The sequence below is a fragment of the Chungangia koreensis genome, from assembly GCF_042651785.1.
Classification (GTDB): domain Bacteria; phylum Bacillota; class Bacilli; order Bacillales_A; family Planococcaceae; genus Chungangia; species Chungangia koreensis.
In genome coordinates, this window is record NZ_JBHSEC010000014.1 from 98,136 (window position 1) to 124,484 (window position 26,349).

The window sequence follows — 26,349 nt, forward strand, 5'->3', positions numbered from 1 at the left end:
GGTTATTACCTTGCCTCGCCTTTTTCTATGCGTATCTACGTAAGTCTAATCGGATTAGTGGATTTGACTTGTACACAGCACTATAATTTTATATAGACATCGAGCAAAAAAGGAGATAAGACATGACTACTAATACAAAAATTAATATTGCTGGGCTTGATTTTGATTGGGAAGTAGAGAATGGAAGATTCCTTTTTGAAGGTGTGGATTCCGTGTTATTCTGGATCCCAACTGCGATGAAATCTTTTTTTGACACAATAGAAGAAATTTCGGGAACGGACGCTTCCCAAGTAGTGTTTGAAACGACCGGTTATCGGCAAGGACTCGCAGTCGGTGATTATTTCGAAAATATGAAGAATGTCAGCGTTGAGGAAGCAGCGCGATTGATCACAAATACATACGCTTCTGCCGGATGGGGAAGAAGCGAAATCGAGAATCTTAACCTTGAAGAAAAAACCGTGACTATAAAACTAACCGATTCCTGGGAACAAAAAATCAACAAGGCCCAAGGGAAAAACTATGAAACCAACTATATCCCCGCACATTATGCAGGAGTTTTTTCAAGTCTATTCGGTACAAATATTTGGTATCGAGTAAAATTTTATCAAATAGAAGGAAACGACCATACATTAGTCGAATACTTTCCTTCTGATATTACGATAAATGATAATATTCATGATCTTTCAAGAAGAAAAGAAAATGAGAAGATTTTGCAGCTTGAAGCGATTGTAGAGGATAAAACAAGGGATCTTAAGGAGCTAATTAAAGAGATTTCATCACCGATCATCCCAGTGTATGAGGGAGTCGTGGTCATTCCACTTATAGGCAAGTATGATGAAGAACGAGCTGATGAGCTAATAACGAAAACACTTTCCAATTTGCCATCATACAGTGTAAGATTTATTATTCTCGATTTGACAGGACTGAATAAGGACATCAACAGCTACACAGCAAGCGTAATTGACAAAATAGGCGCAGCATCGAAACTCATCGGAACAGAGATGTTGCTAGTTGGTATGTCACCGGAACTGAGTATGGTTATTACACAAGAAGGACTTTCCTTGTCAAAAGTCGATTGCTTTCAAACTCTTCAGCATGGAATCTATTATGCATTAGGGCAAATGGGCCGCAAAATTATATAATCGTTTAAATGGAAATAGAATTATAAAAGGCATAGATGAAGGAGAAGGCAATGAATAAGTCAAATGTCAACATTGCAGGGGTAAATATTGATTGGGAATTGGATAAGGGATCTCTTACATTCGAGGGAAATGATGCCTTAATGTTTTGGATTTCCTCCTCAATGAAAACCTTCTATGACGCAATTGAGGAGATTTCCGGATTCGAGGTGTCTGACCTTGTTCTTGAAACGGCGGGCTATAATCAAGGTGTGATCGTCGGAGAGGATGTCTTTTCGAAGCTTTGGGAAAATCAGTACGATGATATCCCATCTTTCATTCATAACACATATGCTGCTGCTGGTTGGGGAGATTTTAAAGTTGATGAATGGGATCCGAGTCATCATCGCTTTATCATGCGGCTAAAGGATAGCTGGGATTACAAGTTGAGCTTGTCGAGAGGAAAGAATACCGGAAGTCACTTTGTGCCTGCTCATTTTGCTGGAATCTTCACCGCTATTACAAAACGGAATATTTGGTATAAGTTCAATCAATCTCAACTGGATGGACATTCTGAAACAATTATTGAATTCTTTCCATCCGAAATAACTGCGAAATACAACATGCATGAGCTATCACGCAAGAAAGAAGCCGCGAAAATCCTTCAGTTAGAGGCGCTTGTGGAGGATAAAACAAGAGACCTGCAAAAGTTAGTGACCCGATTATCTTCACCGATCATTCCTGTTTTAGATGGAATCGTCGTCGTACCTCTTATTGGTGCTTATGATCCGGAACGTGCAGAAGAACTCGTCGTCAAGACCTTGTACAATTTGCCTTCCCATAAAGCCAAAATCCTTATTTTAGATTTAACTGGATTAGACGAAGATCTGAATGATCATACAGTCAGCCTATTGGATAAAATCGGAGCGGCTGCGGCTCTCATCGGTACAGAAACATTTCTTGTCGGTATTTCACCTGAATTGAGCATGAGAATTACAAGGGCTGATATCCCGATTAATAATTTCAGTTATTTCCAAACGCTACAGCATGGAATCCACTATGCGTTAGAAAAGGTGGGTCTCAAGATTGTAAAGCTGGAATGTGCAGAAGAAATGGAAAAGTTGAATCGATAAATCTAAGGGAGAACAAGGGGGGTGGAATGATGATTGCGAAATGGTTGAAAGAATCATCTTCTACAACCATATTTACTGGTGCAGGGATGTCGACAGAGAGTGGATTGCCTGATTTCCGATCAGCAAATCAGGGCTTATGGAAAATGAAAGATCCAAGCCGAATTGCAAGTGTCCAAGCTTTGAATAACAATGTTGAGGAATTCTTTGAGTTTTACCGTAACCGAGTAGCAGGAGTGAAAGAATTTGCCCCGAATAAGGGACATCATCTCCTTGCAAAATGGGAACGGAACGAGATGATTGATGGAATTATCACCCAAAATGTAGATGGTTTCCATACAGAAGCAGGCAGCCAAAATGTCATGGAGCTGCATGGAACGCTCAAGAAAGTTCACTGTCAATCATGCGGCAGTGAATATGATAGTGATGAATACATGAAAGGGAATTACCGCTGTGAATGCGGTGGGACGTTAAGACCTTCCGTCGTATTATTCGGAGAAATGCTCCCGGAGAATGCATTTTCACACGCTCTCACCTTATCTGAAAAAACCGATTTGTTCATTGTGTTAGGATCCTCATTATCCGTCAGCCCAGCTAATCAATTTCCCTTGATCGCCAAGCAAAATGGTGCGAAGCTTGTCATTATTAACATGGAACCGACTGAATTTGATCATTATGCGGATTTAGTAATCCATGAAAGAAAGATTGGCGAAGTGTTGGATGAGATTGACACAGAGCTGCAGGAGAATTTATTGTGAACTATCCAAACTATCGAATTTCTGTTGAACTGATTTTTAAGAATGAAGGCAAGGTATTACTTACAAAACGCTCTGAAAACAGTACGGTGGCCCCAGGTGTGTGGAATGTTCCTGCCGGCAAAGTGAAATACGAAGAGATTCCCATTCAGGCGGTTTACAGGGAGGCACTGGAAGAGACTGGTCTAAAGCTCTGCAGTGTTGAAGAAGTGTCTGTGAGAAATCAGTCGTGGGAAAGCCGTGGCGAGATTTACTATCGTGTCATCTTTACATACATAGTTGAAGCAGCAAAATCTGATTACACACGACTAAAGCTAAACGACGAACATACGGAGTATGCGTGGGTCAATTTAGATGAATTGTCACACGAAAAATATGATTCACTTCATCCTGAATTGCGAAAAATCATAGCAAGCATATATGAGTAGACAATTTCTAATTTTAAATGATTAGTGTTCTGCGGAGTCTTCAGCTAAAGCAATAGCAGGCGTCGACGCCCGCGGAAAGCGTAAGCCTGGAGCGACTACTTTGTTTTCATATATACATAGCATTTTATCGGCAACCTGAAATGAGTAGACGATGCAGTCTACTCATTTTTTTATAACGTACGTGAGTAAATCGAAACTTTAGAAGGAATTGTTCCGTCTAATTTTCAGAAAGTTTTTAGATAAATCTTCCTTGATACCAATAATTGTGTAAGATGGTTGTAAGAGATAGAGAGAAAAGATAGGGGGGATTCTGTTGAAATTAGCTACCAATATATTCTATATCGTTTTTTTCTTTATTCTCATATTATTCGGCGGCGGTTTCGCGGCTCTCATGTTACTGTTCAGTGGTTGGGGGTTTCTAATTCCTTTGCTAATTGCTGTAATGGTCATCTTGAATATAGTACAGATCTTTTTTTTCTTCGAAATCAAGAAAAGAGTATACATATATTGGGTAGTCGGTATTGGCCTGGCAGTCAGTTCGTTTTTTGTCATACCAAATGCATACGACAAAACGATTGCGACAGTTGATGATCATTCCGGAAGCCTGCTCGAGGATTATGAACCGTTCAAGGAAGGAACGAAAGCAGTTAAACTTTCCGAGCCCTCTACATATAAAATTGAGACGGCACTTCCAAGGGTTGATGGGGCAACCGCATTATATCCGATTTACGCAGCGTTTGCGCAGTCGGTTTATCCCGAAGGGGAGTATCCTTCATACAACAGTACGGTTATGTCGAATCGTACTGGCGAGGCGTATATGAATCTCATTAATGGCCAAGTTGATATGATTTTTGCATTAGCTCCCTCAAAGAGTCAGTTGAAATTAGCGGAGCGGCATGGGGTAGAACTGATCCTCACTCCAATCGTAAAAGAATCATTTGTGTTCTTCGTTAATGAAAAAAATCCGGTGAACAATCTAACGACTCAGCAATTAAAAGATATCTATTCAGGAAAAACAACAAACTGGGCTTCAGTTGGCGGAAAAAGTCCCGAAATTCGCGCTTTCCAGCGGCCGGAAGATAGCGGTAGCCAAACTGCGCTCCAGGCATTCATGGGTGAAACACCGATCATGGATGCGCCCGTTTCCAATACGCCTTCTTTGATGGGAGGAATTATCGAAGAAGTAGCGGCCTATAAGAATTATAAAAATGCTATTGGTTATACATTCCGTTTTTATTCCACTGAAATGGTTGCAAACGATCAGATTAAACTTCTGTCTGTAGATGGAGTAGAACCGACAAAAGACACCATTCGCTCTGGCGAGTATCCGATCGTCCAAGAATTTTATGCGATAACGGCTGGAAGCAACAACCCGCATCTCCAAGACTTCATAGACTGGATTCTGTCGCCACAGGGTCAGGAAATCGTTGAAAAGACCGGCTATGTGCCGATTATGTGATAGGAGGATGACATGGTACAATCTCTCAAACCGATTCATAGGAGTAAGCTGCGTATTTATATTGGAAAGAAAGCGTACCGGCTTAAGCGTTATAGTGAATGGTGGTTAGATGGAAAAACCTATTCCAAGAAAAGAGAAGAGACAAAGTTACCGTATCTTCACTTCAAGCATAAGACTCCGCTTCTACGTCAGTTGAAGGACGTGGAAATGGAAATGCAGCATAACAAAGTCACAAATTTAAAGCTTGCAGTTAAACGGTTGAATGGTGTAATCATTCAGCCTGGAGAAACCTTTTCTTATTGGCGGTTGATCGGGAAGCCGACGAAACGGAAGGGCTATGTAAACGGAATGATCTTGCATTATGGGAAAGTCACTTCGGGGATCGGGGGAGGTTTGTGCCAGTTGTCCAATCTGATCTACTGGATGACCCTTCACACGCCACTGACCATCACAGAAAGATATCGCCATAGCTATGATGTATTCCCGGATTCGAACAGAAGCCAGCCTTTCGGTAGCGGTGCCACATGTATGTACAACTATTTGGACTTGCAGATTAAAAATGAAACGTCCAAGCCGTATCAGTTAGTCGTTTACATCACGGATACGTCCTTAGTCGGTGAATGGCGTTCGGTAGAGGCGGTAGCCAAAACATATAAAGTATACGAAAAAGAACATTCCTTTACACGTGAAAGTTGGGGCGGATATGTCCGGCATAACATGATTTACAGGGAGGTTTATAACACGAGTGACGAGCTGATTGACGACGAATATATAACCGAGAATCATGCCATTACGATGTATGAGCCATTTCTGACATATGATAATGCGGGTGACTTTTCCGCTTCGACACGAACGGATAAATAACGATAAGAATAGTCATTTACATGGAAGCAGACGTGATGCTACCATGTAATGACTTAGTAGGGTTTAGGTGAATATACGTGAGCGAAGCAATAGTACATGGAATCATTTTAGCTTTTAGCCTAATCTTGCCGTTAGGTGCCCAAAACGTTTTTGTCTTTAATGTAGGGGCAAGACAGCCATCGTTCTTAAAGGTGATTCCAGTGGTCATAACAGCTGGACTTTGCGATACCATTTTGATATTAATGGCTGTTTTAGGCGTTTCATTAATTGTTTTATCCTTCACATGGCTAAAGACCGTGTTATTGGCTGTGGGTTTCTTATTTCTTTTATATATGGGCTGGTCGGTTTGGAAAAGTGCTCCCAATGGTGACGAGAGCGAGTTATCAATGACGATCAAGAAGCAGGTCCTCTTTGCGGTATCCGTTTCTCTCTTAAATCCTCATGCAATTTTAGATACGGTCGGTGTCATCGGGACGAATGCACTCTCTTATAAAGGAAATGAAAAGTTGGCGTTTGCAGCAGCAACAATCGCGGTATCTTGGATCTGGTTTTTTGGATTGGCACTGACCGGCAGATTAATCGGAAGAATCGATCATTCAGGGAAATGGTTTAGCTATTTAAACAAGATCTCTGCCATCCTGATCTGGAGTGTTGCCTTGTTTTTACTGACAAAGCTATTTTAAATACGACTTAAGGCTGATTCAACTTACACCTTTGGCCTGTTCAGAATAAAATGAATCAACCGCATACTAAAAATAGATAAATACCTTGGGGAAACTGAACTTGGCAAAGGAATGAGAATGTTGGAGAGAGAAATTTTTATAGTACTGACGGACACGGGAACTTTGTTGACCCGGATGATCCGCTTATATACAAAATTACCGTTAAATCACGTTTCCATAGCGTTTGATGACAGTCTTACCGAAGTATATAGCTTTGGACGGAAAAGACCACACAATCCCTTCATTGGCGGTTTTGTGCGAGAGGATTTCAGCTCGTTCTTCTTTCAGCATTCAGCTTGCGGGATTTACCGCTGCAAAGTGAGTGCAGAAGATTATGATCGCATGCTGAAAAGGATCCGTAACATTGAAGAGCAAAAACATAAATACCGCTATAATTTCATCGGGCTCTTTGGAGTCATGTTCAATAGGGAAATTAAAAGAGAACGCGCGTTTTTCTGTTCACAATTCGTGGCTACGATCTTGAACGAATGTGAAGAGGAAATTGTAAGGTGTTCGCCGTATTTAATACAACCTCAACATTTCATGGTGTCCGAGCAGCTTGAATTGGTGTATGCAGGTGATTTGGCGAACTATCCGAAACTGGGCCGTGGTATCCAGCAATTAAAACTTCGAGTGGAGTAAGGGACAATGGAAATAGAGGAACGTTTTTTAAAGACCTTTGTCGAACGGACAATTGGACATCTTCATGACAATTTGGCAGGGATTTATCTACATGGTTCGCTTGCGATGGGCTGTTATTTATCCGGTAGAAGTGATGTAGATTTGCTAGTTGTCATTAAGGTGGATCTATCAAAGTCGGAAAAGCGTGCTTTAATTGAGGAATATATGGAGATAGAAAAACAGTACCATCCTGTTAAACTCGAGCTGAGTGTTGTGTTACAGGAGATACTGGAGAATTTTGATCATCCTACACCATTCCTTCTCCACTATTCGAGTCTTTATAAAGACCGTTATGAATCATATCCGAATTATATATGTGGGAATGGGTTGGACCCGGATTTAGCAGCTCACTTCACAGTCATATACGAGCGGGGGCGTTGCTTGTATGGTAAGGAAATCAAGGAGTTGTTTCCTCACATTCCGAGGGAGGCGTACTTGGATTCAATCCTCTATGATATTAACGATGCAGAAGAGGAAATAACGAGCAATCCAGTCTATTACATATTGAATTTGTGCCGTGTTCTCTATTTTGTAGAGAAAGGAATGGTTTCCTCCAAAAAAGAAGCAGGTGAATGGGGCGTGAATCGTTTGCCTTCATTCAGAGGGCTCATCGAAAAGTCACTTTCTGAGTATGCTGGGAACCAGTTGGATGAATGGAATGTGAAGGAATTGGAGCAATTTGCAAAGGAACTGCAGCTTCAAATCACATCTGCCACCTGATGAATGACGAATAGTACAATCTCTTTTTGGCTAGCCTCCTAAGGAATTTAGTTCCTAAGGAGGCTTACTTATGAAGAAATATCTGTTCATCGCTATGATGTGCTTGTTCGCAGTAAATCTTGCAGCATGTAATTTGTTCGCAAAAGAAGAGGCGGAAAAGATTCCTGTTGCTGCTGAAGTATCTAAGTCAATGGAAGTGGATCTTATGAATGCAAAGGGTGAAAAAGTCGGAATGGTTGCTCTTACTCAGGCGGATAAAGGTGTGCATCTTCATATTTTAGCGGAGGGTCTTGAGCCAGGGAAGAAGGCAATTCATTTCCATGAAACTGCAAAATGTGATGCCCCGAAGTTTGAAGGAGCAGGTAGCCATTTCAATCCGGGAGGGAAAGAGCATGGCTTTAAAAACCCGAAAGGCTATCACGCAGGGGATTTACCCAATTTGACAGTAGAAGCGGATGGAACGGTCGACTTAGAAATTACTACACCAGAAGTGACACTAAATGCAAGCGAAGCAAACTCCTTGTTGGATGCGGATGGCAGCGCAATTGTCATTCACGAAAAAGAAGATGATTACAAAACGAACCCTTCTGGAAACTCCGGTGCACGGATTGTTTGCGGAGAAATCAAAAAATAAATGATAGTCAGAAAGCTTTACGTTACAATTTGTGTAACGTGAAGCTTTTTGTTTTGGGGGATAGGGACATGATTATATTGATTAATGGTGCATTCGGTGCAGGAAAAACAACGGTTGCAGAAGAACTGCTCCACAAGATTAAAGGGAGTATGATTTACGATCCGGAAGTGGTGGGATACATGTTACGGCACATTATACCGGATGAGGTAAAAGCTGACGGAGAAAGGACTGGGGATTTCCAAGACTTAAGGCCTTGGAAGACATTAGTGGTTAAGGTAGCGGAAGAGTTAAAGAGTACTTATGGGAAACATTTACTTGTACCCATGACGATACGAAATAAGGAATATTTCTCATACATAGTAGAAGGGTTTAAGCGGATTGACCCCGACACATTCCACTTTTGTTTAATGGCTTCAAAGGAAACTATTTTTGAAAGGCTGCGCAAGCGAGGAGAAGAGGAAGGGAACTGGTGCTTTCAGCAAACGGATCGATGTCTCGATGCTTTTGAGCATTCTTTATTTGAGCAAAAAATTTGGACTGAAGAAATGACGGTTGAAGAGATTGTTAAAGAAATTATAAGGAGTGTTGGACACTAAATGCTGTGGGAGAATGGGGAATTGTCCGTTAGAGAACTAGTGGAAAAAGACGCTGTGCAATTAGCGAAATGGTTATCAAACCCTGAATTGCTACGCTATTATGAAGGGCGCGACAATCCGTTCGATCTGGACAAAGTGATGGCTACCTTCTTTCATAGAAAAACTGGAACAAATCGATGTCTGGTGGAATGGAACAAGAAGCCAATCGGCTATATCCAATATTATGTTGTCGATGCAGAATACCGTTCAAAGTATGGATATGACAACTTCATCGGAAACTTATATGGGATGGATCAGTTCATTGGAGAGACGGATTACTGGAATAGAGGGATAGGTACAGCACTAGTTCAGTCCATGTCTTCTTATTTAATCGAAACTGAAAAGGCTGATGCCATCGTCATGGACCCGCAGGCTTGGAACGAGCGGGCGATTCGTAGTTATGAAAAATGCGGGTTTGCGAAAATCCGATTACTGCCTAACCATGAATACCATGAAGGTGAATATCGGGATTGTTGGCTCATTGAATATAAGGCAGATAGATCATGAGGAATCGTAGCTCGGTCGTCATCATAGAGAATACTCATGTTCTTCTAATAAGAAGAGAGAAAAACGGAGAAGTGTATTTTGTTTTTCCGGGTGGCGGGATTGAATTAGGAGAGAGTCCGGAAGAAGCTGCAATTAGGGAAGCTTATGAAGAGCTTGGCGTTCATGTTAAGTTAATCGGGATTGTAAGTAAGATTCAATACAATGGAATGCAATATTTTTTCAAAGCAGAAATCTTATCAGGTAAGATTGGAACTGGAAAAGCGGAGGAGTTTGCGAATCCGGATCGAGGAAGCTATGAGCCGATGTTTGTTCCGATTGAGCAGCTTGACTCGATTCCAGTGTTCCCAAAGAATGTTGTAGAAAAGTTCAATTAGGGGGAAACTAAGTGGAGAAATGGCAAACGATTCGTACGGAATATCATTATAAAACGCCTTTTGGGAACTTGAGAAAGGATACATGTCAATTGCCGGATGGGCAAGTGATTGATGGCTATTATGTCCATGAATACGCAGACTGGGTAAATGCCATCGTACTTACAAAGGATGGGGAAATGGTGTTCGTTGAACAATATAGGCACCCTGCAAATGACCTCTTTTTAGAAATTCCTGCTGGGAAAATGGAGGAAGGCGAAACGCCGGAAGAGGCGATTATTCGAGAAGTAAGAGAAGAAACGGGTTATTTGTCGGAAAAGAAGCCGATTTGCCTTGGGGAGTTCTTTGTGAATCCTGCCGTCCAAACGAATAAAGTCATTAGTTTTCTAATAACGGAAGCGGAGCATCTTGTGGAACAACAACTGGATGATACAGAAGTGATTAATGTTCACCTCTTTCAAATGGATGAAGTTGAAGGACTGATCGAACGGAAGGAATTAAGCCAATTGTTTTCGGTCAGTGCTTATTACTTAACGAAAGACCATTTAAAAAAAGCAGTTGTCAAATAAATTGGAAAAAATTGTTGTGAAAACCATACAGAAACCTTCTACTTACTTGCATATATTAGGAGTAAATCAGGCACACTTACCTTTATAAGTAAGTCAAAAGAGAGGAGGAATTGAATATGGTACAAATCATGCTGTTTTCAATCTTTTCTATTGGTTTGACTTGCCTCATGGTGTATGTGGCTTGGAATGTTTTGACGCTTCAGGGAGTGACAGGAGGAGAACTTGTCAATTCAACCCCTTCGCCTAATGGAGATTATCTGATTCATACATTCTTTCGGGATGGGGGAGTCGAAACAGCTCATTCTGTCCGCTGTGAACTGGTGAATGTGAACACTAACGAATCGAAAAATATCTATTTCAATTTCCCTGATTATAACCCGTTTGTCGAATGGCTTGACCAGGACCTTGTAAAAATCGGCAACAAAACGCTTAGCATTGCCGAAGGTGAAACGTACGATTGGAGACGGGATCACGGTTGGAGCAAAGAGGTACCGAGACAGTGGACAAATGAAGTGAAAATATGAGGAAAGACTGGATTTCCATAGGAAGTCCGGTCTCTTTTTTGCGTTCATTCATATAGTGTAAATTGATTGGAATTTTTTTGTTGCTAACGTCATTAAAATATGTAATAATCTCGTCTACAGTGTGTTTTTTAGACTACTAATTTAAGGGGGTCATTGATATGAAACTACGTGTTTCGGCTGTGCAATATCACTTGCACAACATTCAGTCCTTTGAGGACTTCGCACACCAATGCGAACACTATATTAAAAATGCTTCAGAGTATGGTGCTGAATTTGTTTTATTTCCAGAATTCTTCACTACTCAACTACTTTCCATCGGAAATGAACAGGGAACCAAGTTGACGATCAATGAACTCCCTGGATTTACAGAACAATATCGCAATCTATTTTCCAACTTTGCCGTAGAAACTAAAATGCACATCATTGGCGGAACACATGTCATCAATCGTGACGGCAAGCTATACAATGTAGCACATCTCTTCTATCCGGACGGACGAATTGGCGAGCAAGCGAAACTGCATATCACGCCGACAGAAGTCGAAGAATGGAATATGTCTGCAGGCGACAAGCTGAATATTTTCGACACAGAAAAAGGACGTATTGCGATTTTGACATGCTACGACATCGAATTCCCTGAAATCGTCAGAATGGCGAAAGCCGCCGGAGCGGATGTCATTTTCTGTCCTTCGTGCACTGATGATCGTCATGGATTCCATCGCGTCCGTTACACGAGCCATGCACGGGCTATTGAGAACCAAGTATATATCGTTTTGACTGGTACAGTTGGCTCTCTTACTACAGTTGACTTCATGCGCGCGAACTTCGGTCAAGCAGCCATCATTACACCAAATGATATTCCGTTCCCTCCGAAAGGATTGATGGCAGAAGGTGAGTTAAACGATGATATGCTGATTACAGCTGATCTCGATCTTAGCCTTCTCTATGAAGTTCGCGAAAAAGGATCTGTGACAACATGGCGTGACCGCCGTACGGACCTTTACGTAGATTGGGAAAAGATCAATATTAGAGGTTGACCGGTATGGGATACCGTAGCGAGTTTTACGTCATGCATGATGAAAAGCCGGTGCCGGTAATCATCCGGAATTATAGAGAATCGGATTTTAACGATTTGATAGAAATTCAATCGGAATGCTTCCCTCCTCCATTTCCAGAGGAATTGTGGTGGAATGAAGAGCAGCTGACGAATCATGTCACGCTTTTTCCGGAAGGTGCAATTTGTGTAGAGATAGATGGTATCTTAGCCGGATCGATGACAGGCCTTTGCGTTCATTTTGATCCGGCTCATCCTTCTCATACGTGGGAGGAAATCACCGATAACGGCTTTATCGGCAACCATGATCCGAAGGGGAATACGCTGTATATTGTAGATATCAGTGTACGGCCTTCGTATCGGAAATTAGGGCTTGGCAAGCTGATGATGCAGGCGATGTACCATACGGTAATCCAGTTAGGTTTCGAACGGTTGCTGGGTGGAGGCAGAATGCCTGGGTACCATAAAGTAGCCGGTAAGATGTCTCCGAATGAATATATTTCAGGCGTGTTATCTGGTGAATTGGTGGACCCGGTCATTACGTTTTTATTGAAGACAGGCAGGACACCTGTAGCTATTGCAGAAAATTATTTGGACGATGAGGAATCATGCAATTACGGCGTCCTCATGGAATGGAAAAATCCTTTTAAATAGGGGGAAATGGGAAATGGATTACATTCGAATCACAAACATTGAAGATCCGTTATTTGCTAAAATGCACAAACTATTAGGGGACGTATTTCCTCCAGAGGAAGTGCTGGAGTTCGACCTGTGGAAAGGGCCATTGGAGGACCCGGGCATCCGCGTGTTCGTCACTGTCCATGAAGGGGAAGTCGTTGGCGCCACGGAGTATCGTTATTATCCGCAGTGGAATATTGCCATGACCGACTTTACGATTGTGGGCGTGCCAGGTCTTGGTCTTGGACGCTTCTTAGCGAAGAATCGTGAGGACGACCTGAACCGTCTTGCGAAAGAGAATGGTAAAGACTTATTCGGCATGTTTGCTGAAATTTACGACCCTTATGAGAAAGAAGACTTCGACTTCGGTGGCGTTAAGACGATGAATCCATTTGTACGCCGTGAAGTGTTATCTCATCTTGGCTATAAGAAAGTGAATTTCCCATATGTCCATCCATCTTGGCAAAATGATGGAGAAGCTGTCAGCGGATTGGATTTTTGCTTCATGCCAATGGATGAGTCAGTCACAGAAATTTCAAGTTCATTAGTAGTGGACTTCCTGACAGATTACTACAGCATCCTGCCGAATAAACCAGAAAAATGGCTACAAATGATTGAAAACCTAAAATCCGAACAAACGGTGGAACTACTTCCGCTATAAAAAGTTTAAGACTTTAAATTGAAATTTAATAAATTGAACGAAAACCGCAATGTATTTCATTGCGGTGTTTTTTGTTGTGATTTATAAATTAACTCCGCTACCTGCAAAACATCGAACAGAACCCGCAAAAGAACGGCTCGCAACTGCAAAAGAAAATCCCAAGTTGCGAGGAACTGCAAAAGAAGTTCCTCAACCTGCAAAACATCAAACAGAACCCGCAAAAGATTGATCCAAACCCGCAAAAGAAGGGCTCGCAACCGCAAAAGAAGGGCTCGCAACCGCAAAAGAAAATCCAAGGTTAGTGGAACTGCAAAAGAAGTTCATCAACCTGCAAAACATCGAACAGAACCCGCAAAAGATTGATCCAAACCCGCAAAAGATTGATCCAAACCCGCAAAAGATCATGCCCGATCCGTAAAAGAAATCCAATGTACCAGAGATAGGAAATAATTCATTTTCAGTTAGAGCCCTACATTGTACAATGACAAATATAGGGGGGTTATGAATGTCACAGCGTTTACCAGCGTTTGAAGCAGCAACTAAATTTATAGAAACCCGTTTCCCGAATTGTGCAGCAGCCCTGTTATGCGGCAGTGTGGTACGTGGGCAGGCAACGGAGACTTCGGACTTGGATCTTGTTATTTTTGATGAGACACTACTTTCACCATACCGCTCATCAGTATTATTTGAGGGCTGGCCGATTGAAATGTTTGTCCATAATCTCTGGTCCTATAAAGATTTCTTTAAATCCGATGCCGAACGGGCAAGGCCTTCCATCATCCGTATGGTGGCGGAGGGGGTACCGATCCGTGACAATGGGATCTTGGGTGGAATAAAAGAAGAAGCCGCTGCTATCTTAGTAGAGGGGCCGAAGGAATGGACCGAAGAAATCATCCGTACAAAGCGTTATATGTTGACAGATCTTCTTGACGATTTTATGGGAGCACAACGGGAGGAAGGCATTTTCATAGCTGGAGCACTGGCGGAACTCATCCATGAGTTTTTCTGCCGGACGAATAAGCGGTGGATCGGAATGGGGAAGTGGATTCCGCGGGCATTGAAAGAAGTGGATCCGGAATTTGCAGTCCATTTTACGAAGGCGTTTGATACATATTATTCCACGGATCGGAAAGAAAGCATCATTGAACTAACAGACCTCGTACTACAGCCACACGGAGGAAGGCTGTTCGATGGCTATACATTAGGGAAATAAAAAGGAGAATTTTCTTGAAGAAACAATTGATCTTATTATGTGTTTTCTTATCCTTAATCTTGGGGGCTTGTTCCGATCATAAAGAGGAATTAGGGGTGGATGAAGAAATGTTTGGTAAATGGCAAGGGGAGTTGGAAATACCAGGATCACAATTGACGATCATCCTGAATTTAAAAGAAGAGGCCGCTTCATTATCAGTTCCGGCACAAGGTCTGACAGAAGCTCCATTCAATGAGGTGTTTTACACAGGAAACAAGCTGTCGCTGAACATGAATCTGAGTGGCACGGAAATCAAAGTTGTAGGAACATACGATGATGACCAAATTGAAGGGACGTTCACGCAATCCGGGCAATCGTTCAAGTTTATTTTGACCCCATATGTCGAGGAAGAAGTGACATATGAACGGATTAACGTACCTGTTCAAGGAGGGGACCTGAAGGCTGCATTGCAGTTGCCTGAAGGAGATGGCCCTTTCCCGGTGGCAATTATTATTGCAGGCTCTGGACCAACAGATAAGGATGGAAACACGATCGGTGGAGGGAAAAATAATAGCTTGAAAATGGTTGCGGAAGAACTTGCGGCAAAAGGGTTCGCTTCAATCCGATACGATAAGCGAGGCATTGGTGAAAATCAACAGTTGGCTCCAAAAGAAGAAGATCTGACGATCGACCAATTGGTTGATGATGTAAAGAAACTGATCGGATATGCCGACGCAGAAAGAAAATTTTCGGAAATTCATGTCATCGGTCATAGTGAAGGTTCACTCATTGGCATGCTTGCCGTGCAGAACAGTAAAGTAGCATCGTATACATCGATTGCTGGTCCGGGAAGACCGGCAGATGAAATTCTGAAAGCACAATTGGAAGGGCAGTTAACACCTGAGTTGATGGACAAAACCCAGAGCATTTTAAAGGCATTAAAAGCCGGAAAAACAGTTGATGATGTGCCGACTGATTTGCAAATGTTGTTCAGAAAGTCTGTTCAGCCATACTTGATATCATGGTTGAAGTATGATCCGTCCGCTGAAATCGGAAAAGTCGACAAGCCGGTATTGATCATCCAAGGAACGCATGATATCCAAGTGCCGGTTGAAGAAGCCGAATTACTCAAATCAGGTAAACCTAAAGCGGATTTCGTTCTAATTGAAGGAATGAATCACGTGTTAAAAGATGCACCGAGCGATGTTGAAGGGAATGCTTCCACCTACAAGGACCCGACTCTCCCTTTGGCATCTGACTTTATGAACTCCATCATCAATTTCATCAAGGAATAGAAAAACGAATCACCGTACTATTGGGAATGTACGGTGATTCGTTTTTTTATTTATATGTTTCCAAAATCGCATTGAATAAAATGTCAACGCCATCCATCATTGCTTCCCGATTAAATGTCATATGTGGATGATGAAGACCCGGCAACAGTCCACAACCAAGTCCGAGCATAGTCGCTTTCAGTTCAGGTTTATGAATTTTATAGTAATGGAAATCGTCACCGCCTGGCGTAATAAGAGGTTCGGCAAGTCCATCTTCACCCAACGTATTGACAATTGCTTTTCTCATGATGTCCATTGCCTCATCGTTTGTGATGGCAGCAACAATGCCTCCTTCAGATAAGACCTCAATCTCTGTGTCGTATAGATTTCGGACCGTATCCAATATGAGATGGACCTTTTCTTTCAATTGCTCCATCAATTCATTCGTTTGTGCCCTTAAATCGAGCGAGAATGTTGCATTCCCTGGAATGATGTTAGCACTTTTCCCTCCGGCTTGAAGTGATGTCATCTTTACTGAATGAGGATACATCGGATTCAGATGAATCGTGCCGATCATATTCACAATTTGAGCTGCAATTTCTATTGCGTTGTGCCCTAAATGGGGTCTTGCACCGTGGGCATCGTCCCCTTTGATTTCCGCTGTGAGGGATGAAGATGCACCGTGGATAATGACTGGTGAAGCCTTGCCTGCAGGTGTTTCCTGTGCTGGGCGTAAATGAATGCCAAACAAGAAGTCGACGTCATCCACCACACCTTTTTCAGCAAGAGTAATGGCACCTTCGCCTTTTTCCTCAGCCGGTTGGAAAATGAACTTTAAAGCAACTCTGTCCTTTAACAGAGGATCCTGATTGAGCTTCCATAATACCCCTAAAACAATTGACATATGGGCATCATGTCCACAAGAATGATTAGCTTTAAATTCTCCGTCGACTTCTTGCCAAAGCGCATCAATATCTGCCCGGATTCCTACAACCGGAAGGTCATTTTGAAAGTTACCGTATTCTCCAATGACACCAGTACAATCCTCGAAGGTGGAAACTTGACAGCCTGCATCTAGTAAAAGCTGTTTAATATAATGAGTCGTCTCCACTTCTTCCCAGCTGATTTCAGCATGATCATGGAGATGGTGAAAAGTTGTGAGCACCTGCTCCTTTAAATTTGTTGTCATTTTGTATCGCCATCCTTTACAAAATATTTATATGAAGGCTGAATCGTGCCGCGGTTTTCTACGCGTTCAATGATTTCCGCCAGCATCGCATTGATCAAAGAGAGAGTAATCGGACCTTTCGACAAAAAGTCTTTTTGATTATTAATGGGAATGACAATATCCGCTATATCGGCGACTGGAGAAACACGTGAATCCGTGATGGTTATAATCTGAATCCCTTTTTCTTTAGCCTCTTCCGCTAAACGGACCATATCGATGGCATATCTGAAAAAAGAGAAGATGATTACGCATGAATTTTTAGAAGGAAGATCAAATAATCCAGCATCACTTGCCGGCCTATAGAGTGAAGCGTTCCCCAATATATAATTCAAGCTGAATGAAAGCCAATGGGCAAACGAGAAGGAATGGTAGTATCCGGCGACAATTACCTTGTCGCTATTGATAATGAGTTCGATCGCCCGATCGAGATCATCCACTTCGATGTTTTGAGCATTTTCCAAAATCCGATGGAGATCTTCCTCCATCCGGATTGAAAACGGATTCTGCCGTGCGTCTGCTTCCCGTGTCTTTGTTAATGGAGCGTTATTTAAATCAAGAAGACTTTGTCGCAGTTCCTTTTGAAGGTCTGTATAGCCCGGATAACCAATTTCATGGCAAAAACGAATGACCATCGTTTCGCTCACACCGATAATTGTCCCTACTTTTTTGGCTGTATGAATGGCAAAGGGAATTGGATCTGTTAGAAGTTGATCGGCCACTTTTTTCAATCCTTTTGATAAAGAAGGGAATTTCTCCTTCGTTTTATCGACATAGGATAAATGCATTATTTTCACCCTTTTATAAAGTTTTCGCAAAATTTCCTGTTGATTTGAAGTATAGACTTCAATATAATTTAACGCAAGTTCAAATTATTTGAAAATAGTGAATTAGGGGGGGAGCTTATGAAATCGAATACTGCAAATGATCAAGGAAAAAAGAAAGAGAAGAAATTGCCGGATGCATATGTCATTTTATTTGGCATCCTCGTTATAGCTGCGTTGTTAACGTACATAATTCCGGCCGGAACCTTTGAACGGCAGGAAACGGAGAATGGGACTTCCGTAATCGTACCTGATAGCTATCATGCAATTGAGCAACAGCCTGTTAATGTGGTTGATATTTTTAAATCGATTCAAGATGGAATGATTGGCGGAGCAGGCCTGATTTTCTTGGTTCTCATTATCGGAGGAGCGTTTGCTGTAATTGAAAAGACAGGTGCGATCAATGCAGTTATTTTGAAAACGATCGATAAAACCCGCAATAAAGAATGGCTGCTGATTATTATGGTTGCTGCCTTATTTTCTGTCTTTGGAGGACTGGGCATTATTGTTAACGCAGTAATTGCTTTCATACCAATCGGGATTATTTTAGCGAGAGCGATGAAAATGGATGCAATTGTAGGAATTTCGATCATTTACCTTGGTGCTTATTCAGGATTCGCGGTTGGTTTTCTGGACCCGGCTACCACTGGGTTTGCACAACAAATAGCGGACCTCCCACTATTTTCTGGTCTTGGTTACCGCCTATTAATTTATGTAACAGTCGTAATAGCAACGATTGCGTATATTCTTTGGTACGCAAATCGGATCAAAAAGGACCCGTCAAAGAGTATTCTAAAGGATAAACCATTTCCTCGTGACGAATTGAAGAATGACATGGAAAATGTATCTTCAGAGATAACAAGAACACATAAATTTGTTCTTTTAGCTTTGATTGCCGGTATCGCATGGTATGTTTACGGGGTGTTTGAAAGAGGTTGGGGAACAAATGAGATGGCTGGGATATTTATCATCATCGCCATCGTCATAAGCTTAATTGCCAAAATGAATGCAAATGAAATGGTGGCTGAATTCATGAACGGCTGTAAAAGTGTCGTTTATGGTGCATTAATCATTGGGATGGCACGTTCAATAGTTGTAGTCCTTGAGAGTGGAATGGTGTTGGACACAGTTGTCCAAGGAATGGCCTTGGCTCTCGAACCATTTAACAGTGTTATGGGTGCAATTGCGATGTTTATCGGTAATGGACTATTCAACATCATTGTCTCTTCTGGAAGCGGCCAAGCAGCAATTGTCATGCCAATCATGACTCCGCTGGCTGATTTGATGGATATTCCAAGACAGGTAGCGGTTCAGGCTTACTCTCTTGGTGACGGCTTTACGAACATCATCACTCCGTTGTCGGGCGTACTCATGGCAAACCTTGCGATTGCAGGTGTACCATGGACAAAGTGGATTAAATTTGCATTCCCGCTAGTTATGATCTGGTATGTCATCGGAACGGTATATATCGTAATCGGTGTCTTAATGAATTGGGGGCCAATGTGATGAGGATTGAACAGATTAATTTATACAAACTTAGAATGCGGATGATAAATCCATTCACGACAAGCTTCGGTACGGAGCAGGATAGAGACTTCATATTAGTCGAAGTGATGAATGAAAACGGCTTATCGGGCTGGGGGGAATGTGTAACCTCTGAAAGCCCACTATATATTGAGGAGTTTACAGATTCAAGCTGGATCATGTTAGAAAAGTTTCTCGTTCCATTACTATTGAAAAAGGAAATCAACCATCCGGATGAGGTTTTTAACCTTTTCCAACCGTTTAAGAGGAACAATCTTGCAAAGTCATCTTTGGATGGAGCCGTATGGGACTTGTATGCAAAGGAGAAGGGAATTTCTCTTGCGGAAGCATTAGGTGGGACAAAGGACAAAATCGATGTAGGAATCAGTCTCGGAATCGAGGAGAACATTGATGATTTATTGTCCAATATCCAATCTAAAGTCGATGAAGGCTATCGTCGGATCAAATTGAAGATTAAACCTGGAAAAGACGTAAAGGTAATCGAACAGGTTAGGGAAAAGTTCCCGGACATCCCGTTGATGGTAGATGCGAATTCTGCATATACCTTAAAAGACACGAACACGTTGAAAGAACTCGATCAATTTAATCTTATGATGATTGAGCAACCATTGACTGCAGGGGATCTACTCGACCATGCAAAGCTTCAACAAGAAATTAGCACACCTATCTGTCTGGATGAAAGCATCCATTCCTATGATGATGCAAGGCAGGCAATTGAACTTGGCAGCGGTAAGATCGTAAATATGAAAGTAGGGAGAGTCGGCGGCCTTTCAGAAGCTAAGAGAATCCACGACCTTTGTCGGGATGCAGGAATTCCGATGTGGTGCGGAGGCATGCTTGAATCTGGTATTGGACGCGCCCATAATATTGCGATTACTTCTCTATCCAACTTCACATTGCCGGGAGATACGGCTTCTTCTTCCCGGTATTGGGAGAGAGACCTGATCAACCCGGAAGTAGTAGCAAGCAATGGTCAAGTTGACGTGCCTTCTGGTTTAGGAATCGGCTATGACGTGGATATGGATGAGGTTATGAAGCATACCGTTGAAAAAAGATTTATTAAATAGTAAAAAGTGTTTGGGCATCTTACCAAAGATAACCAAACACTTTTTATCTTGTAATATATTGAATACAGCCAGTCTGTATGCTAAATTATTTTAATATTCTATAAGGATGAAGTTTTCCTATTTAGGAGGCTATTTTGAATGAAGCGTATAATAGAAGAAATAAGACCAACAGTTGAAAACGTATTCGAGCATTTACATACACACCCTGAAATCAGTTGGGAAGAGGTAGAGACTACTAAGTATTTAAAGCATTTTCTCGAAAAGGAAGGCTTTAAGGTAGAGACATTTAACGATACAACCGGTCTCGTCGTCACTGTGGGTGAAGGCAAACCGGTAATTGGCATCAGGACGGATATCGATGCTCTTTGGCAGGAAGTGGACGGTGTATATCGGGCGAATCATTCATGTGGGCATGATGCCCATATGTCGATCGCAGTTGGCTCCTTATTGGCTCTGAAGAAGTTGAGGTTTCCTGAAAAGGGTACGGTAAAAGTACTTTTTCAGCCAGCTGAAGAAAAGGGAACCGGTGCACTGTCTTTTATAGATAAAGGCCTAATCGATGATATCGATTATCTGTATGGTGTTCATCTAAGACCGGGTATAGAAACCGAGGATGGCAAGGCGAGCCCGGCCATCATTCACGGTGCCGCTAAGCTCATCAGGGGTTCGATTAAAGGTACAGATGCACATGGAGCAAGACCTCATGAAGGGCAGAATGCAATCGAAGTGATGGCATTGCTGGTGAACGCAATTCAGTCGATCCATTTGAATCCGATGGTGCCGCATTCAGCCAAAGTGACAATGTTCCAGGCAGGCGGACAGTCCGGCAATATTATTCCAGGGAATGGAGTGTTCAGTATAGATGCCCGTGCCCAGTCAAATGAAGTAATGGTTGAGTTGTACAGCCGGATCATTGATGCGATGAACAAAGTAGCACAGATGACGGGTGTCGAGATTACACATGAAGTAACGGCAAACATTGCTGCTGCACAAGTGGATGACACAGCTGTCCATTTAATGGCCAAAGCCATTTCCGACTCGTTGGGCGAGGAACATTTAGTACCGCCTGCTGTAACGCCTGGTGGAGAAGATTTTCACTTCTATACACTAAAACGCCCATCTGTTAAGGCAACTATGTTAGGACTTGGGTGCGGTTTAGAACCAGGTTTGCATCATCCGGTAATGACGTTTAACCGGGAACGGATTTTGACGGGAATTGAAATTATGGTACGCACAGTACAATATACCTTTGACCTCATTGAACAGGAGGCACCACTTGTATGAAAATTACGATCCGAAAACTTACTTCCATTGAAGACATGCACCTTGTCCTACAACTTGAGAACATAGTTTGGATGGAATCCACACCGATTCATCAAACATTTACTGCTGCCAAAAATGGGGGAATCCTCGTTGGAGCTTTTACGACAAATGAAGACGAATCAGAAGGAAAGTTGGTAGGATTTTGCTATGGCTTTGCCGGCTTTAAAGAAGGGCAAGCTTACTTATGCTCCCATATGATGGGGATTCATCCGGATTATCGATCATCAGGAATTGGGAGACGGCTAAAGGAAGAACAGCGTCAAATTGCCAAGGACATCGGCTATGATTTGATAATTTGGACATTTGACCCATTGGAAAGCAGGAACTCGTATCTCAATACGAGCAAGTTGTTTGGAATTAGCGATACTTATATCGTGAACTGTTACGGCGAGATGAATGATGGATTGAATAATGGCCTTCCGACAGATCGGCTACAAATTGAATGGTGGATTCGGAGCGAGCGGGTTGAAGAACAATGGCGTCCTAGCTTATCTTTTGAAAATCCTTTTTCAGTTAGTCTTAGTTCCAAAGGCAATCCGATGTTAATGGGTTCAAAAGATGAGTTACCCTTTGGAAATAGTGGAATTGAAGTGCCAATTCCGACTGACTTCCAAAACATTAAAAAAAGTGAACCAGAACTGGCATATGAATGGAGGATGAAAATCCGCGAAATCTACCAGGCCATATTCACAGAAGGTTATACATTGACCGGGGTCAGGAAAGCCGATGGGCCGGTACAGTTTGCCCAGTTCATTCCGCGAAAACTAATTCCATTAAAAAGAATTGAAAGAGGCGCAAATCAATGAAAATAAAAGAAGTCCAAATCAGGAAAATGAAAATGACGATGAAAAGTCCCTTTACGACAAGTTTCGGCACATTCCAAGATAAGGACTTTTTGTTAATTGAAGTAACAGATGAGTTAGGGAATTCTGGCTGGGGAGAATCCGTTGCGTTTAATGCCCCTTGGTATAACGAAGAAACCATGGAGACCAACTTGCACATGATCCGCGATTTCTTGATTCCCTTGGTGTTGGAGAAGGAGATCAGTCATCCGGAAGAAGTGAATGATCTATTTGCTCCAATCCGGAAGAACAATATGGCTAAATCAGCGATAGAGGGTGCCGTTTGGGATTTGTACGCAAAACGGAACAAATTAACGTTAACAGAGGCATTAGGTGGAACAAAAGACAAGATTGATGTTGGAATCAGTATTGGAATCCATGAAAAAATTGAGGACCTTGTGAATACAGTTCAGGGCTTTTTGGATGAAGGCTATAAACGGATCAAAGTGAAGATTAAACCGGGCTTTGATGTGGAAGTAGTTCGCGAACTAAGAAATCAGTTCCCGGACGTACCGATAATGGCTGATGCCAACTCGGCTTATCGTTTGTCGGACGTCGGACTTCTTAAACAATTGGATGAGTTTGGCCTCATGATGATCGAACAACCTCTCGCATCAGATGATATTATCGACCATGCAAAACTGCAAGCGGAATTGCAAACGCCGATCTGTCTTGATGAAAGCATTCACTCGCTTGAAGATACACGGAAGGCAGTTGAACTCGGAAGCACGAAAGTCATCAACATTAAAATCGGACGTGTCGGCGGGTTGACGGAGGCGAAGAAAATCCATGACTACTGCGCGGAAAAGGGCATCCCGGTATGGTGCGGCGGCATGCTCGAGTCAGGAATCGGTCGGGCCCATAATATTGCGCTCACGACCTTGCCGAATTTCGTTATGCCCGGTGACACTGCCGGTTCTTCCCGTTACTGGGAGGAAGATGTCATCACACCTGAAGTTGTAGCTGAAGATGGAGTCATCACAGTTCCAGATGAATATGGAATCGGCTATGCCATCAATTGGGAAGCAATGGAACGGTATACAGTGGATCGATGGACATTTAAGGCGTAGTAAATACATGACATGAAATGTAGCTGGATGCAAAAAACAAACGAAGAGAAATGGGGAAAGCAGATGAAGAGAAGTTTTCAGATTGGGGCAGCGTTCATCGGCGTAATCGTAGGAGCAGGTTTTGCATCCGGCCAGGAAGTATTGCAGTTCTTTACAAGCTTCGGAATTCCAGGACTACTCGGAGGGGCTATTGCCCTCACTATGTTCGCGTTTTTAGGAATGGTGCTTGGACAGCTCGGTTGTCGTCTCCAAACGAAGTCACATGAAGGAGTCATCTATCATATATGTGGTAAGTACTTAGGCATCGCAGTCGATGTTATTCTCACATTCTTCCTTTTTGGAGTGGCTGTCGTCATGTTCGCCGGGTCAGGTGCGATTTTCGAAGAACAATTTGGAATACCAGCTGCCGTGGGGAACTTATTCATGACAACGGTTGTCATCATTTCAGTATTATTTGATGTGAAAAGAGTGATTGCTCTTATCGGTTCTTTCACACCAATTCTGATGTTGACTGTATTGATCATGGCAATTTACTCGGTTTTAACAGCCGACCTTTCATCCTTAACTGAAGCAGCAACTGTTGCAGCTGATAGCCAAGCTGCACCGAATTGGATTTTGGCTGCGCTATTGTATGTATCGTATAACATTGCAGTCGGGGCACCATTGGTCACTGTTATGGGAGGAACTGTCCGAGATGATAAGGTAGTAGCACGAGGCGCTATTATTGGAGGCATCGGACTCGGTATTTTGGTCCTTCTAATCAGTATTTCCATGATGACCCAGCTTGGTGAAATTGCCGATGCTGCCATGCCAATGCTCGTTATTGCAAACAATATTAGTCCTATTGTCGGCATAGTGATATCAGTCATCTTACTTGGAATGATCTATAACACGGCAGTCGGGATGCTTTATACATTCTCGGTTCGCCTTATAAAACCAGGTACGAAAAAGTTCAAAGTATCTGTAGTACTATTCGGTATCATCGCTTTTATCTGCAGCAATGTCGGCTTCGTCAATCTGGTCGGCACGGTCTATCCGATTATGGGCTATCTCGGTTTTGTCCTGATTGCTGCCATCATTGTTTCTTGGATGAAGAATAGAAAGAAAACGACCGTAGTTTCGATCGAGTAAAAGTAAAATGGGTTCTTAATGTGCGTAAAAAGGAAGCCGTCATTTAGTGACGGCTTCCTTTTTTATTGGTAGTACGATTTCACTTATTAAAGAAGTTCTCTGTATAATATGGCTGCGATTCTTCATTAAATGCTACACCAATACCCAAATAAGAAAAGTCATTATTCAATATGTTCTCACGATGGCCTAATGAATTCATGAGCCCCTCATGAGCAAAAATACTACTGTATTGGCCATAGGCCAAATTTTCACCGGCATACGTAAAATAAATTCCGTCAGCAAGCATCCGGTCAAATGGTGATTGTCCTTCTAAGTTTGTGTGGTTGAAGAAATGGTTATTCGCCATATCGCTGCTATGCTTCCTTGCTGTTTCACGAACATGTTCATCCCATGTCAGAGTGGGGAGACCATGTTGAACGCGTGCAGCATTCGTCAAATCAAACAGCTGGAATTCAAAGCCTTCTTTTAGTTCCGGTGAAGCAGAACCGTAAAGAGTGTGTTTCTGATTTTCTAATTCATCTGTCACAATCTGTATGGCAGTTACGGTATCTTTTTCATGCTTGTCATAAAAAATAGTGATATATTGACCGTCTTTGAAGTAAAGGTCGTATTCATCCTTATCGTCCATTAAATAGAACGTCATACCTTTTCGCAACTTATCTATCGGTTCACCAAACTGTTTACGGACTTCCGCTTTAGGTGTATCCATTGAAATGTTATAGGTGGAAGAAATAAGATCTTGGTTTGTATATAGTCCGTTGACAAGGCCCTCCTGATTATAGGAGACCATGAAATAGTTGGCATAATCTTTATGATATGTGTGCCATTTCGATCCGTATTCATTCATCGTCACTCGTTTCGCTTCCCCGGCTTCGGCCATTACATCTTCCATCGTGTCACCGATTTCAATCCGGTGTACAGAGAAAACCCCATCCGGAAGTTCGTTGTTTTGAAAATCGATCGTTGCTAATTGTTTAGCAGACTCGTTTCCATCAATCAGCGAATCTATTTGAATAGCCATTGTCTCTACAGTTTGTCCGATTGTATCCGCAGCCTTCTGGACTTCCGGCCGATTTATCACGGTATGAAAGGATGCTGTTACCGTGTCCAGAAAAGAGAGGTCAACGTAAGGGGAGAGATAAGGCTCCCATTTTGGACGGGAAATGAAAACGGCCACGATCAATAAACAGATCAATATGAATTTCCTCATATCCGTTCCTCCTGTTCTATTGCCATTCTATCCGATAAAAATAGAATTCATACCGGTAGGATTTGGTCGATCTATAAGGTTTGGCATTTAATTGAAAGTGTGATATAACTTTTATGTGCCTAATACCAAGTAAACAAGT

30 protein-coding genes are annotated in these 26,349 nt (G+C 42.2%); 26 read left to right on the plus strand and 4 right to left on the minus strand.

Annotation, left to right across the window (positions count from 1 at the left end; all coding sequences use genetic code 11):
* The first annotated feature begins 122 nt into the window (after positions 1 to 122).
* The 18 genes from ACFOZY_RS08195 to ACFOZY_RS08280 all read left to right on the plus strand — a co-directional run bounded on the left by ACFOZY_RS08195 (position 123) and on the right by ACFOZY_RS08280 (position 13,507).
* Complete coding sequence (locus tag ACFOZY_RS08195; protein ID WP_378154198.1) at positions 123 to 1,142, plus strand: STAS domain-containing protein; 1,020 nt, start codon at positions 123 to 125, stop codon at positions 1,140 to 1,142.
* Positions 1,143 to 1,192: 50 nt separating this feature from the next.
* On the plus strand, positions 1,193 to 2,251 hold the full coding sequence (locus ACFOZY_RS08200; RefSeq protein ID WP_378154200.1) for an STAS domain-containing protein: 1,059 nt from the start codon (positions 1,193 to 1,195) through the stop codon (positions 2,249 to 2,251).
* A 26-nt stretch (positions 2,252 to 2,277) separates the two neighbouring features.
* On the plus strand, positions 2,278 to 3,006 hold the full coding sequence (locus ACFOZY_RS08205; RefSeq protein ID WP_378154202.1) for an NAD-dependent protein deacylase: 729 nt from the start codon (positions 2,278 to 2,280) through the stop codon (positions 3,004 to 3,006).
* The gene (locus ACFOZY_RS08210) at positions 3,003 to 3,431 is read left to right on the plus strand and encodes an NUDIX hydrolase (RefSeq protein ID WP_378154204.1); all 429 of its coding nucleotides are present in this window, start codon (positions 3,003 to 3,005) and stop codon (positions 3,429 to 3,431) included. The genes ACFOZY_RS08205 and ACFOZY_RS08210 overlap by 4 nt, the downstream gene beginning before the upstream one ends.
* Positions 3,432 to 3,744: 313 nt before the next feature.
* Entirely contained in the window at positions 3,745 to 4,890 is a 1,146-nt protein-coding gene (locus ACFOZY_RS08215; protein WP_378154207.1) for a PstS family phosphate ABC transporter substrate-binding protein, read from the plus strand.
* A gap of 12 nt (positions 4,891 to 4,902) precedes the next feature.
* Complete coding sequence (locus ACFOZY_RS08220; protein ID WP_378154209.1) at positions 4,903 to 5,754, plus strand: VanW family protein; 852 nt, start codon at positions 4,903 to 4,905, stop codon at positions 5,752 to 5,754.
* Between the two features lie 77 nt (positions 5,755 to 5,831).
* Positions 5,832 to 6,437: a LysE/ArgO family amino acid transporter gene (locus tag ACFOZY_RS08225; RefSeq protein WP_378154211.1), complete on the plus strand. Its 606-nt coding sequence runs from the start codon at positions 5,832 to 5,834 to the stop codon at positions 6,435 to 6,437.
* 117 nt (positions 6,438 to 6,554) lie between these two features.
* Positions 6,555 to 7,118 carry a hypothetical protein gene (locus tag ACFOZY_RS08230; RefSeq protein WP_378154213.1) on the plus strand — a complete coding sequence of 188 codons (564 nt, stop codon included), beginning with the start codon at positions 6,555 to 6,557 and terminating at the stop codon, positions 7,116 to 7,118.
* A 6-nt stretch (positions 7,119 to 7,124) separates the two neighbouring features.
* Positions 7,125 to 7,877 (plus strand): aminoglycoside adenylyltransferase domain-containing protein, encoded by a 753-nt coding sequence (locus ACFOZY_RS08235; protein WP_378154215.1) that lies wholly within the window; start codon positions 7,125 to 7,127, stop codon positions 7,875 to 7,877.
* A gap of 70 nt (positions 7,878 to 7,947) precedes the next feature.
* The gene (locus ACFOZY_RS08240; protein ID WP_378154217.1) at positions 7,948 to 8,511 is read left to right on the plus strand and encodes a superoxide dismutase family protein; all 564 of its coding nucleotides are present in this window, start codon (positions 7,948 to 7,950) and stop codon (positions 8,509 to 8,511) included.
* A 68-nt stretch (positions 8,512 to 8,579) separates the two neighbouring features.
* Positions 8,580 to 9,107, plus strand: coding sequence for an AAA family ATPase (locus ACFOZY_RS08245; protein WP_378154219.1), 528 nt, complete (start codon positions 8,580 to 8,582; stop codon positions 9,105 to 9,107).
* Positions 9,108 to 9,653 (plus strand): GNAT family N-acetyltransferase, encoded by a 546-nt coding sequence (locus ACFOZY_RS08250; RefSeq protein WP_378154221.1) that lies wholly within the window; start codon positions 9,108 to 9,110, stop codon positions 9,651 to 9,653. It begins immediately after the preceding gene.
* The gene (locus ACFOZY_RS08255) at positions 9,650 to 10,027 is read left to right on the plus strand and encodes an NUDIX hydrolase (RefSeq protein ID WP_378154223.1); all 378 of its coding nucleotides are present in this window, start codon (positions 9,650 to 9,652) and stop codon (positions 10,025 to 10,027) included. Before ACFOZY_RS08250 ends, ACFOZY_RS08255 begins: the two co-directional genes overlap by 4 nt.
* A gap of 11 nt (positions 10,028 to 10,038) precedes the next feature.
* Positions 10,039 to 10,593, plus strand: a complete 555-nt coding sequence (locus ACFOZY_RS08260; RefSeq protein ID WP_378154225.1) for an NUDIX hydrolase — start codon at positions 10,039 to 10,041, stop codon at positions 10,591 to 10,593.
* Positions 10,594 to 10,709: 116 nt separating this feature from the next.
* Positions 10,710 to 11,117 (plus strand): DUF5412 family protein, encoded by a 408-nt coding sequence (locus ACFOZY_RS08265; protein WP_378154227.1) that lies wholly within the window; start codon positions 10,710 to 10,712, stop codon positions 11,115 to 11,117.
* Positions 11,118 to 11,275: 158 nt separating this feature from the next.
* Positions 11,276 to 12,151, plus strand: coding sequence for a carbon-nitrogen hydrolase family protein (locus ACFOZY_RS08270; RefSeq protein ID WP_378154229.1), 876 nt, complete (start codon positions 11,276 to 11,278; stop codon positions 12,149 to 12,151).
* A 5-nt stretch (positions 12,152 to 12,156) separates the two neighbouring features.
* The gene (locus ACFOZY_RS08275; protein WP_378154231.1) at positions 12,157 to 12,822 is read left to right on the plus strand and encodes a GNAT family N-acetyltransferase; all 666 of its coding nucleotides are present in this window, start codon (positions 12,157 to 12,159) and stop codon (positions 12,820 to 12,822) included.
* Between the two features lie 13 nt (positions 12,823 to 12,835).
* Positions 12,836 to 13,507: a hypothetical protein gene (locus tag ACFOZY_RS08280; RefSeq protein ID WP_378154233.1), complete on the plus strand. Its 672-nt coding sequence runs from the start codon at positions 12,836 to 12,838 to the stop codon at positions 13,505 to 13,507.
* A 56-nt stretch (positions 13,508 to 13,563) separates the two neighbouring features.
* Here the strand turns inward: ACFOZY_RS08280 and ACFOZY_RS08285 are convergent, their stop codons facing one another.
* Entirely contained in the window at positions 13,564 to 13,803 is a 240-nt protein-coding gene (locus ACFOZY_RS08285) for a hypothetical protein (RefSeq protein WP_378154235.1), read from the minus strand.
* Between the two features lie 209 nt (positions 13,804 to 14,012).
* Here ACFOZY_RS08285 and ACFOZY_RS08290 point away from each other — a divergent pair, with 209 nt between their 5' ends.
* Together ACFOZY_RS08290 and ACFOZY_RS08295 are read left to right on the plus strand one after the other, a co-directional pair.
* Positions 14,013 to 14,720: a nucleotidyltransferase domain-containing protein gene (locus tag ACFOZY_RS08290; RefSeq protein ID WP_378154236.1), complete on the plus strand. Its 708-nt coding sequence runs from the start codon at positions 14,013 to 14,015 to the stop codon at positions 14,718 to 14,720.
* A 14-nt stretch (positions 14,721 to 14,734) separates the two neighbouring features.
* Positions 14,735 to 15,994: an alpha/beta hydrolase family protein gene (locus tag ACFOZY_RS08295; protein ID WP_378154238.1), complete on the plus strand. Its 1,260-nt coding sequence runs from the start codon at positions 14,735 to 14,737 to the stop codon at positions 15,992 to 15,994.
* Positions 15,995 to 16,040: 46 nt separating this feature from the next.
* Here the strand turns inward: ACFOZY_RS08295 and ACFOZY_RS08300 are convergent, their stop codons facing one another.
* On the minus strand, positions 16,041 to 17,162 hold the full coding sequence (locus ACFOZY_RS08300; RefSeq protein WP_378154240.1) for a M20 peptidase aminoacylase family protein: 1,122 nt from the start codon (positions 17,160 to 17,162) through the stop codon (positions 16,041 to 16,043).
* Positions 17,159 to 17,986 (minus strand): MurR/RpiR family transcriptional regulator, encoded by an 828-nt coding sequence (locus ACFOZY_RS08305; RefSeq protein ID WP_378154242.1) that lies wholly within the window; start codon positions 17,984 to 17,986, stop codon positions 17,159 to 17,161. Before ACFOZY_RS08305 ends, ACFOZY_RS08300 begins: the two co-directional genes overlap by 4 nt.
* A 117-nt stretch (positions 17,987 to 18,103) precedes the next feature.
* Here ACFOZY_RS08305 and ACFOZY_RS08310 point away from each other — a divergent pair, with 117 nt between their 5' ends.
* From ACFOZY_RS08310 to ACFOZY_RS08335, 6 genes are all read left to right on the plus strand, one after another.
* Positions 18,104 to 19,528, plus strand: a complete 1,425-nt coding sequence (locus ACFOZY_RS08310) for a YfcC family protein (protein WP_378154244.1) — start codon at positions 18,104 to 18,106, stop codon at positions 19,526 to 19,528.
* Positions 19,528 to 20,634, plus strand: coding sequence for an o-succinylbenzoate synthase (gene menC, locus ACFOZY_RS08315; protein ID WP_378154246.1), 1,107 nt, complete (start codon positions 19,528 to 19,530; stop codon positions 20,632 to 20,634). Before ACFOZY_RS08310 ends, menC (ACFOZY_RS08315) begins: the two co-directional genes overlap by 1 nt.
* A 138-nt stretch (positions 20,635 to 20,772) precedes the next feature.
* Entirely contained in the window at positions 20,773 to 21,918 is a 1,146-nt protein-coding gene (locus ACFOZY_RS08320; RefSeq protein ID WP_378154248.1) for a M20 peptidase aminoacylase family protein, read from the plus strand.
* Entirely contained in the window at positions 21,915 to 22,763 is an 849-nt protein-coding gene (locus ACFOZY_RS08325; RefSeq protein WP_378154250.1) for a GNAT family N-acetyltransferase, read from the plus strand. The genes ACFOZY_RS08320 and ACFOZY_RS08325 overlap by 4 nt, the downstream gene beginning before the upstream one ends.
* On the plus strand, positions 22,760 to 23,869 hold the full coding sequence (gene menC, locus ACFOZY_RS08330) for an o-succinylbenzoate synthase (RefSeq protein WP_378154252.1): 1,110 nt from the start codon (positions 22,760 to 22,762) through the stop codon (positions 23,867 to 23,869). Before ACFOZY_RS08325 ends, menC (ACFOZY_RS08330) begins: the two co-directional genes overlap by 4 nt.
* A 12-nt stretch (positions 23,870 to 23,881) precedes the next feature.
* Positions 23,882 to 25,000 (plus strand): YkvI family membrane protein, encoded by a 1,119-nt coding sequence (locus tag ACFOZY_RS08335; protein ID WP_378154254.1) that lies wholly within the window; start codon positions 23,882 to 23,884, stop codon positions 24,998 to 25,000.
* Positions 25,001 to 25,079: 79 nt separating this feature from the next.
* On the opposite strand, the gene ACFOZY_RS08340 is transcribed toward ACFOZY_RS08335, so the two are convergent.
* On the minus strand, positions 25,080 to 26,210 hold the full coding sequence (locus ACFOZY_RS08340; protein WP_378154256.1) for a CAP domain-containing protein: 1,131 nt from the start codon (positions 26,208 to 26,210) through the stop codon (positions 25,080 to 25,082).
* Positions 26,211 to 26,349: the final 139 nt, after the last annotated feature.

What these genes read in the sequence shown, in the direction of transcription:
- ACFOZY_RS08300 (WP_378154240.1), bottom strand. Translation starts at nt 17,162, where the DNA reads ATGACAACAAATTTAAAGGAGCAGGTGCTCACAACTTTTCACCATCTC.
- ACFOZY_RS08195 (WP_378154198.1), top strand. Translation starts at nt 123, where the DNA reads ATGACTACTAATACAAAAATTAATATTGCTGGGCTTGATTTTGATTGG.
- ACFOZY_RS08310 (WP_378154244.1), top strand. Translation starts at nt 18,104, where the DNA reads ATGAAATCGAATACTGCAAATGATCAAGGAAAAAAGAAAGAGAAGAAA.
- ACFOZY_RS08245 (WP_378154219.1), top strand. Translation starts at nt 8,580, where the DNA reads ATGATTATATTGATTAATGGTGCATTCGGTGCAGGAAAAACAACGGTT.
- ACFOZY_RS08320 (WP_378154248.1), top strand. Translation starts at nt 20,773, where the DNA reads ATGAAGCGTATAATAGAAGAAATAAGACCAACAGTTGAAAACGTATTC.
- ACFOZY_RS08240 (WP_378154217.1), top strand. Translation starts at nt 7,948, where the DNA reads ATGAAGAAATATCTGTTCATCGCTATGATGTGCTTGTTCGCAGTAAAT.
- ACFOZY_RS08255 (WP_378154223.1), top strand. Translation starts at nt 9,650, where the DNA reads ATGAGGAATCGTAGCTCGGTCGTCATCATAGAGAATACTCATGTTCTT.
- ACFOZY_RS08250 (WP_378154221.1), top strand. Translation starts at nt 9,108, where the DNA reads ATGCTGTGGGAGAATGGGGAATTGTCCGTTAGAGAACTAGTGGAAAAA.
- ACFOZY_RS08275 (WP_378154231.1), top strand. Translation starts at nt 12,157, where the DNA reads ATGGGATACCGTAGCGAGTTTTACGTCATGCATGATGAAAAGCCGGTG.
- ACFOZY_RS08290 (WP_378154236.1), top strand. Translation starts at nt 14,013, where the DNA reads ATGTCACAGCGTTTACCAGCGTTTGAAGCAGCAACTAAATTTATAGAA.
- menC (WP_378154252.1), top strand. Translation starts at nt 22,760, where the DNA reads ATGAAAATAAAAGAAGTCCAAATCAGGAAAATGAAAATGACGATGAAA.
- ACFOZY_RS08200 (WP_378154200.1), top strand. Translation starts at nt 1,193, where the DNA reads ATGAATAAGTCAAATGTCAACATTGCAGGGGTAAATATTGATTGGGAA.
- ACFOZY_RS08220 (WP_378154209.1), top strand. Translation starts at nt 4,903, where the DNA reads ATGGTACAATCTCTCAAACCGATTCATAGGAGTAAGCTGCGTATTTAT.
- ACFOZY_RS08205 (WP_378154202.1), top strand. Translation starts at nt 2,278, where the DNA reads ATGATGATTGCGAAATGGTTGAAAGAATCATCTTCTACAACCATATTT.
- ACFOZY_RS08270 (WP_378154229.1), top strand. Translation starts at nt 11,276, where the DNA reads ATGAAACTACGTGTTTCGGCTGTGCAATATCACTTGCACAACATTCAG.
- ACFOZY_RS08280 (WP_378154233.1), top strand. Translation starts at nt 12,836, where the DNA reads ATGGATTACATTCGAATCACAAACATTGAAGATCCGTTATTTGCTAAA.
- menC (WP_378154246.1), top strand. Translation starts at nt 19,528, where the DNA reads ATGAGGATTGAACAGATTAATTTATACAAACTTAGAATGCGGATGATA.
- ACFOZY_RS08335 (WP_378154254.1), top strand. Translation starts at nt 23,882, where the DNA reads ATGAAATGTAGCTGGATGCAAAAAACAAACGAAGAGAAATGGGGAAAG.
- ACFOZY_RS08305 (WP_378154242.1), bottom strand. Translation starts at nt 17,986, where the DNA reads ATGCATTTATCCTATGTCGATAAAACGAAGGAGAAATTCCCTTCTTTA.
- ACFOZY_RS08235 (WP_378154215.1), top strand. Translation starts at nt 7,125, where the DNA reads ATGGAAATAGAGGAACGTTTTTTAAAGACCTTTGTCGAACGGACAATT.
- ACFOZY_RS08340 (WP_378154256.1), bottom strand. Translation starts at nt 26,210, where the DNA reads ATGAGGAAATTCATATTGATCTGTTTATTGATCGTGGCCGTTTTCATT.
- ACFOZY_RS08265 (WP_378154227.1), top strand. Translation starts at nt 10,710, where the DNA reads ATGGTACAAATCATGCTGTTTTCAATCTTTTCTATTGGTTTGACTTGC.
- ACFOZY_RS08230 (WP_378154213.1), top strand. Translation starts at nt 6,555, where the DNA reads ATGTTGGAGAGAGAAATTTTTATAGTACTGACGGACACGGGAACTTTG.
- ACFOZY_RS08325 (WP_378154250.1), top strand. Translation starts at nt 21,915, where the DNA reads ATGAAAATTACGATCCGAAAACTTACTTCCATTGAAGACATGCACCTT.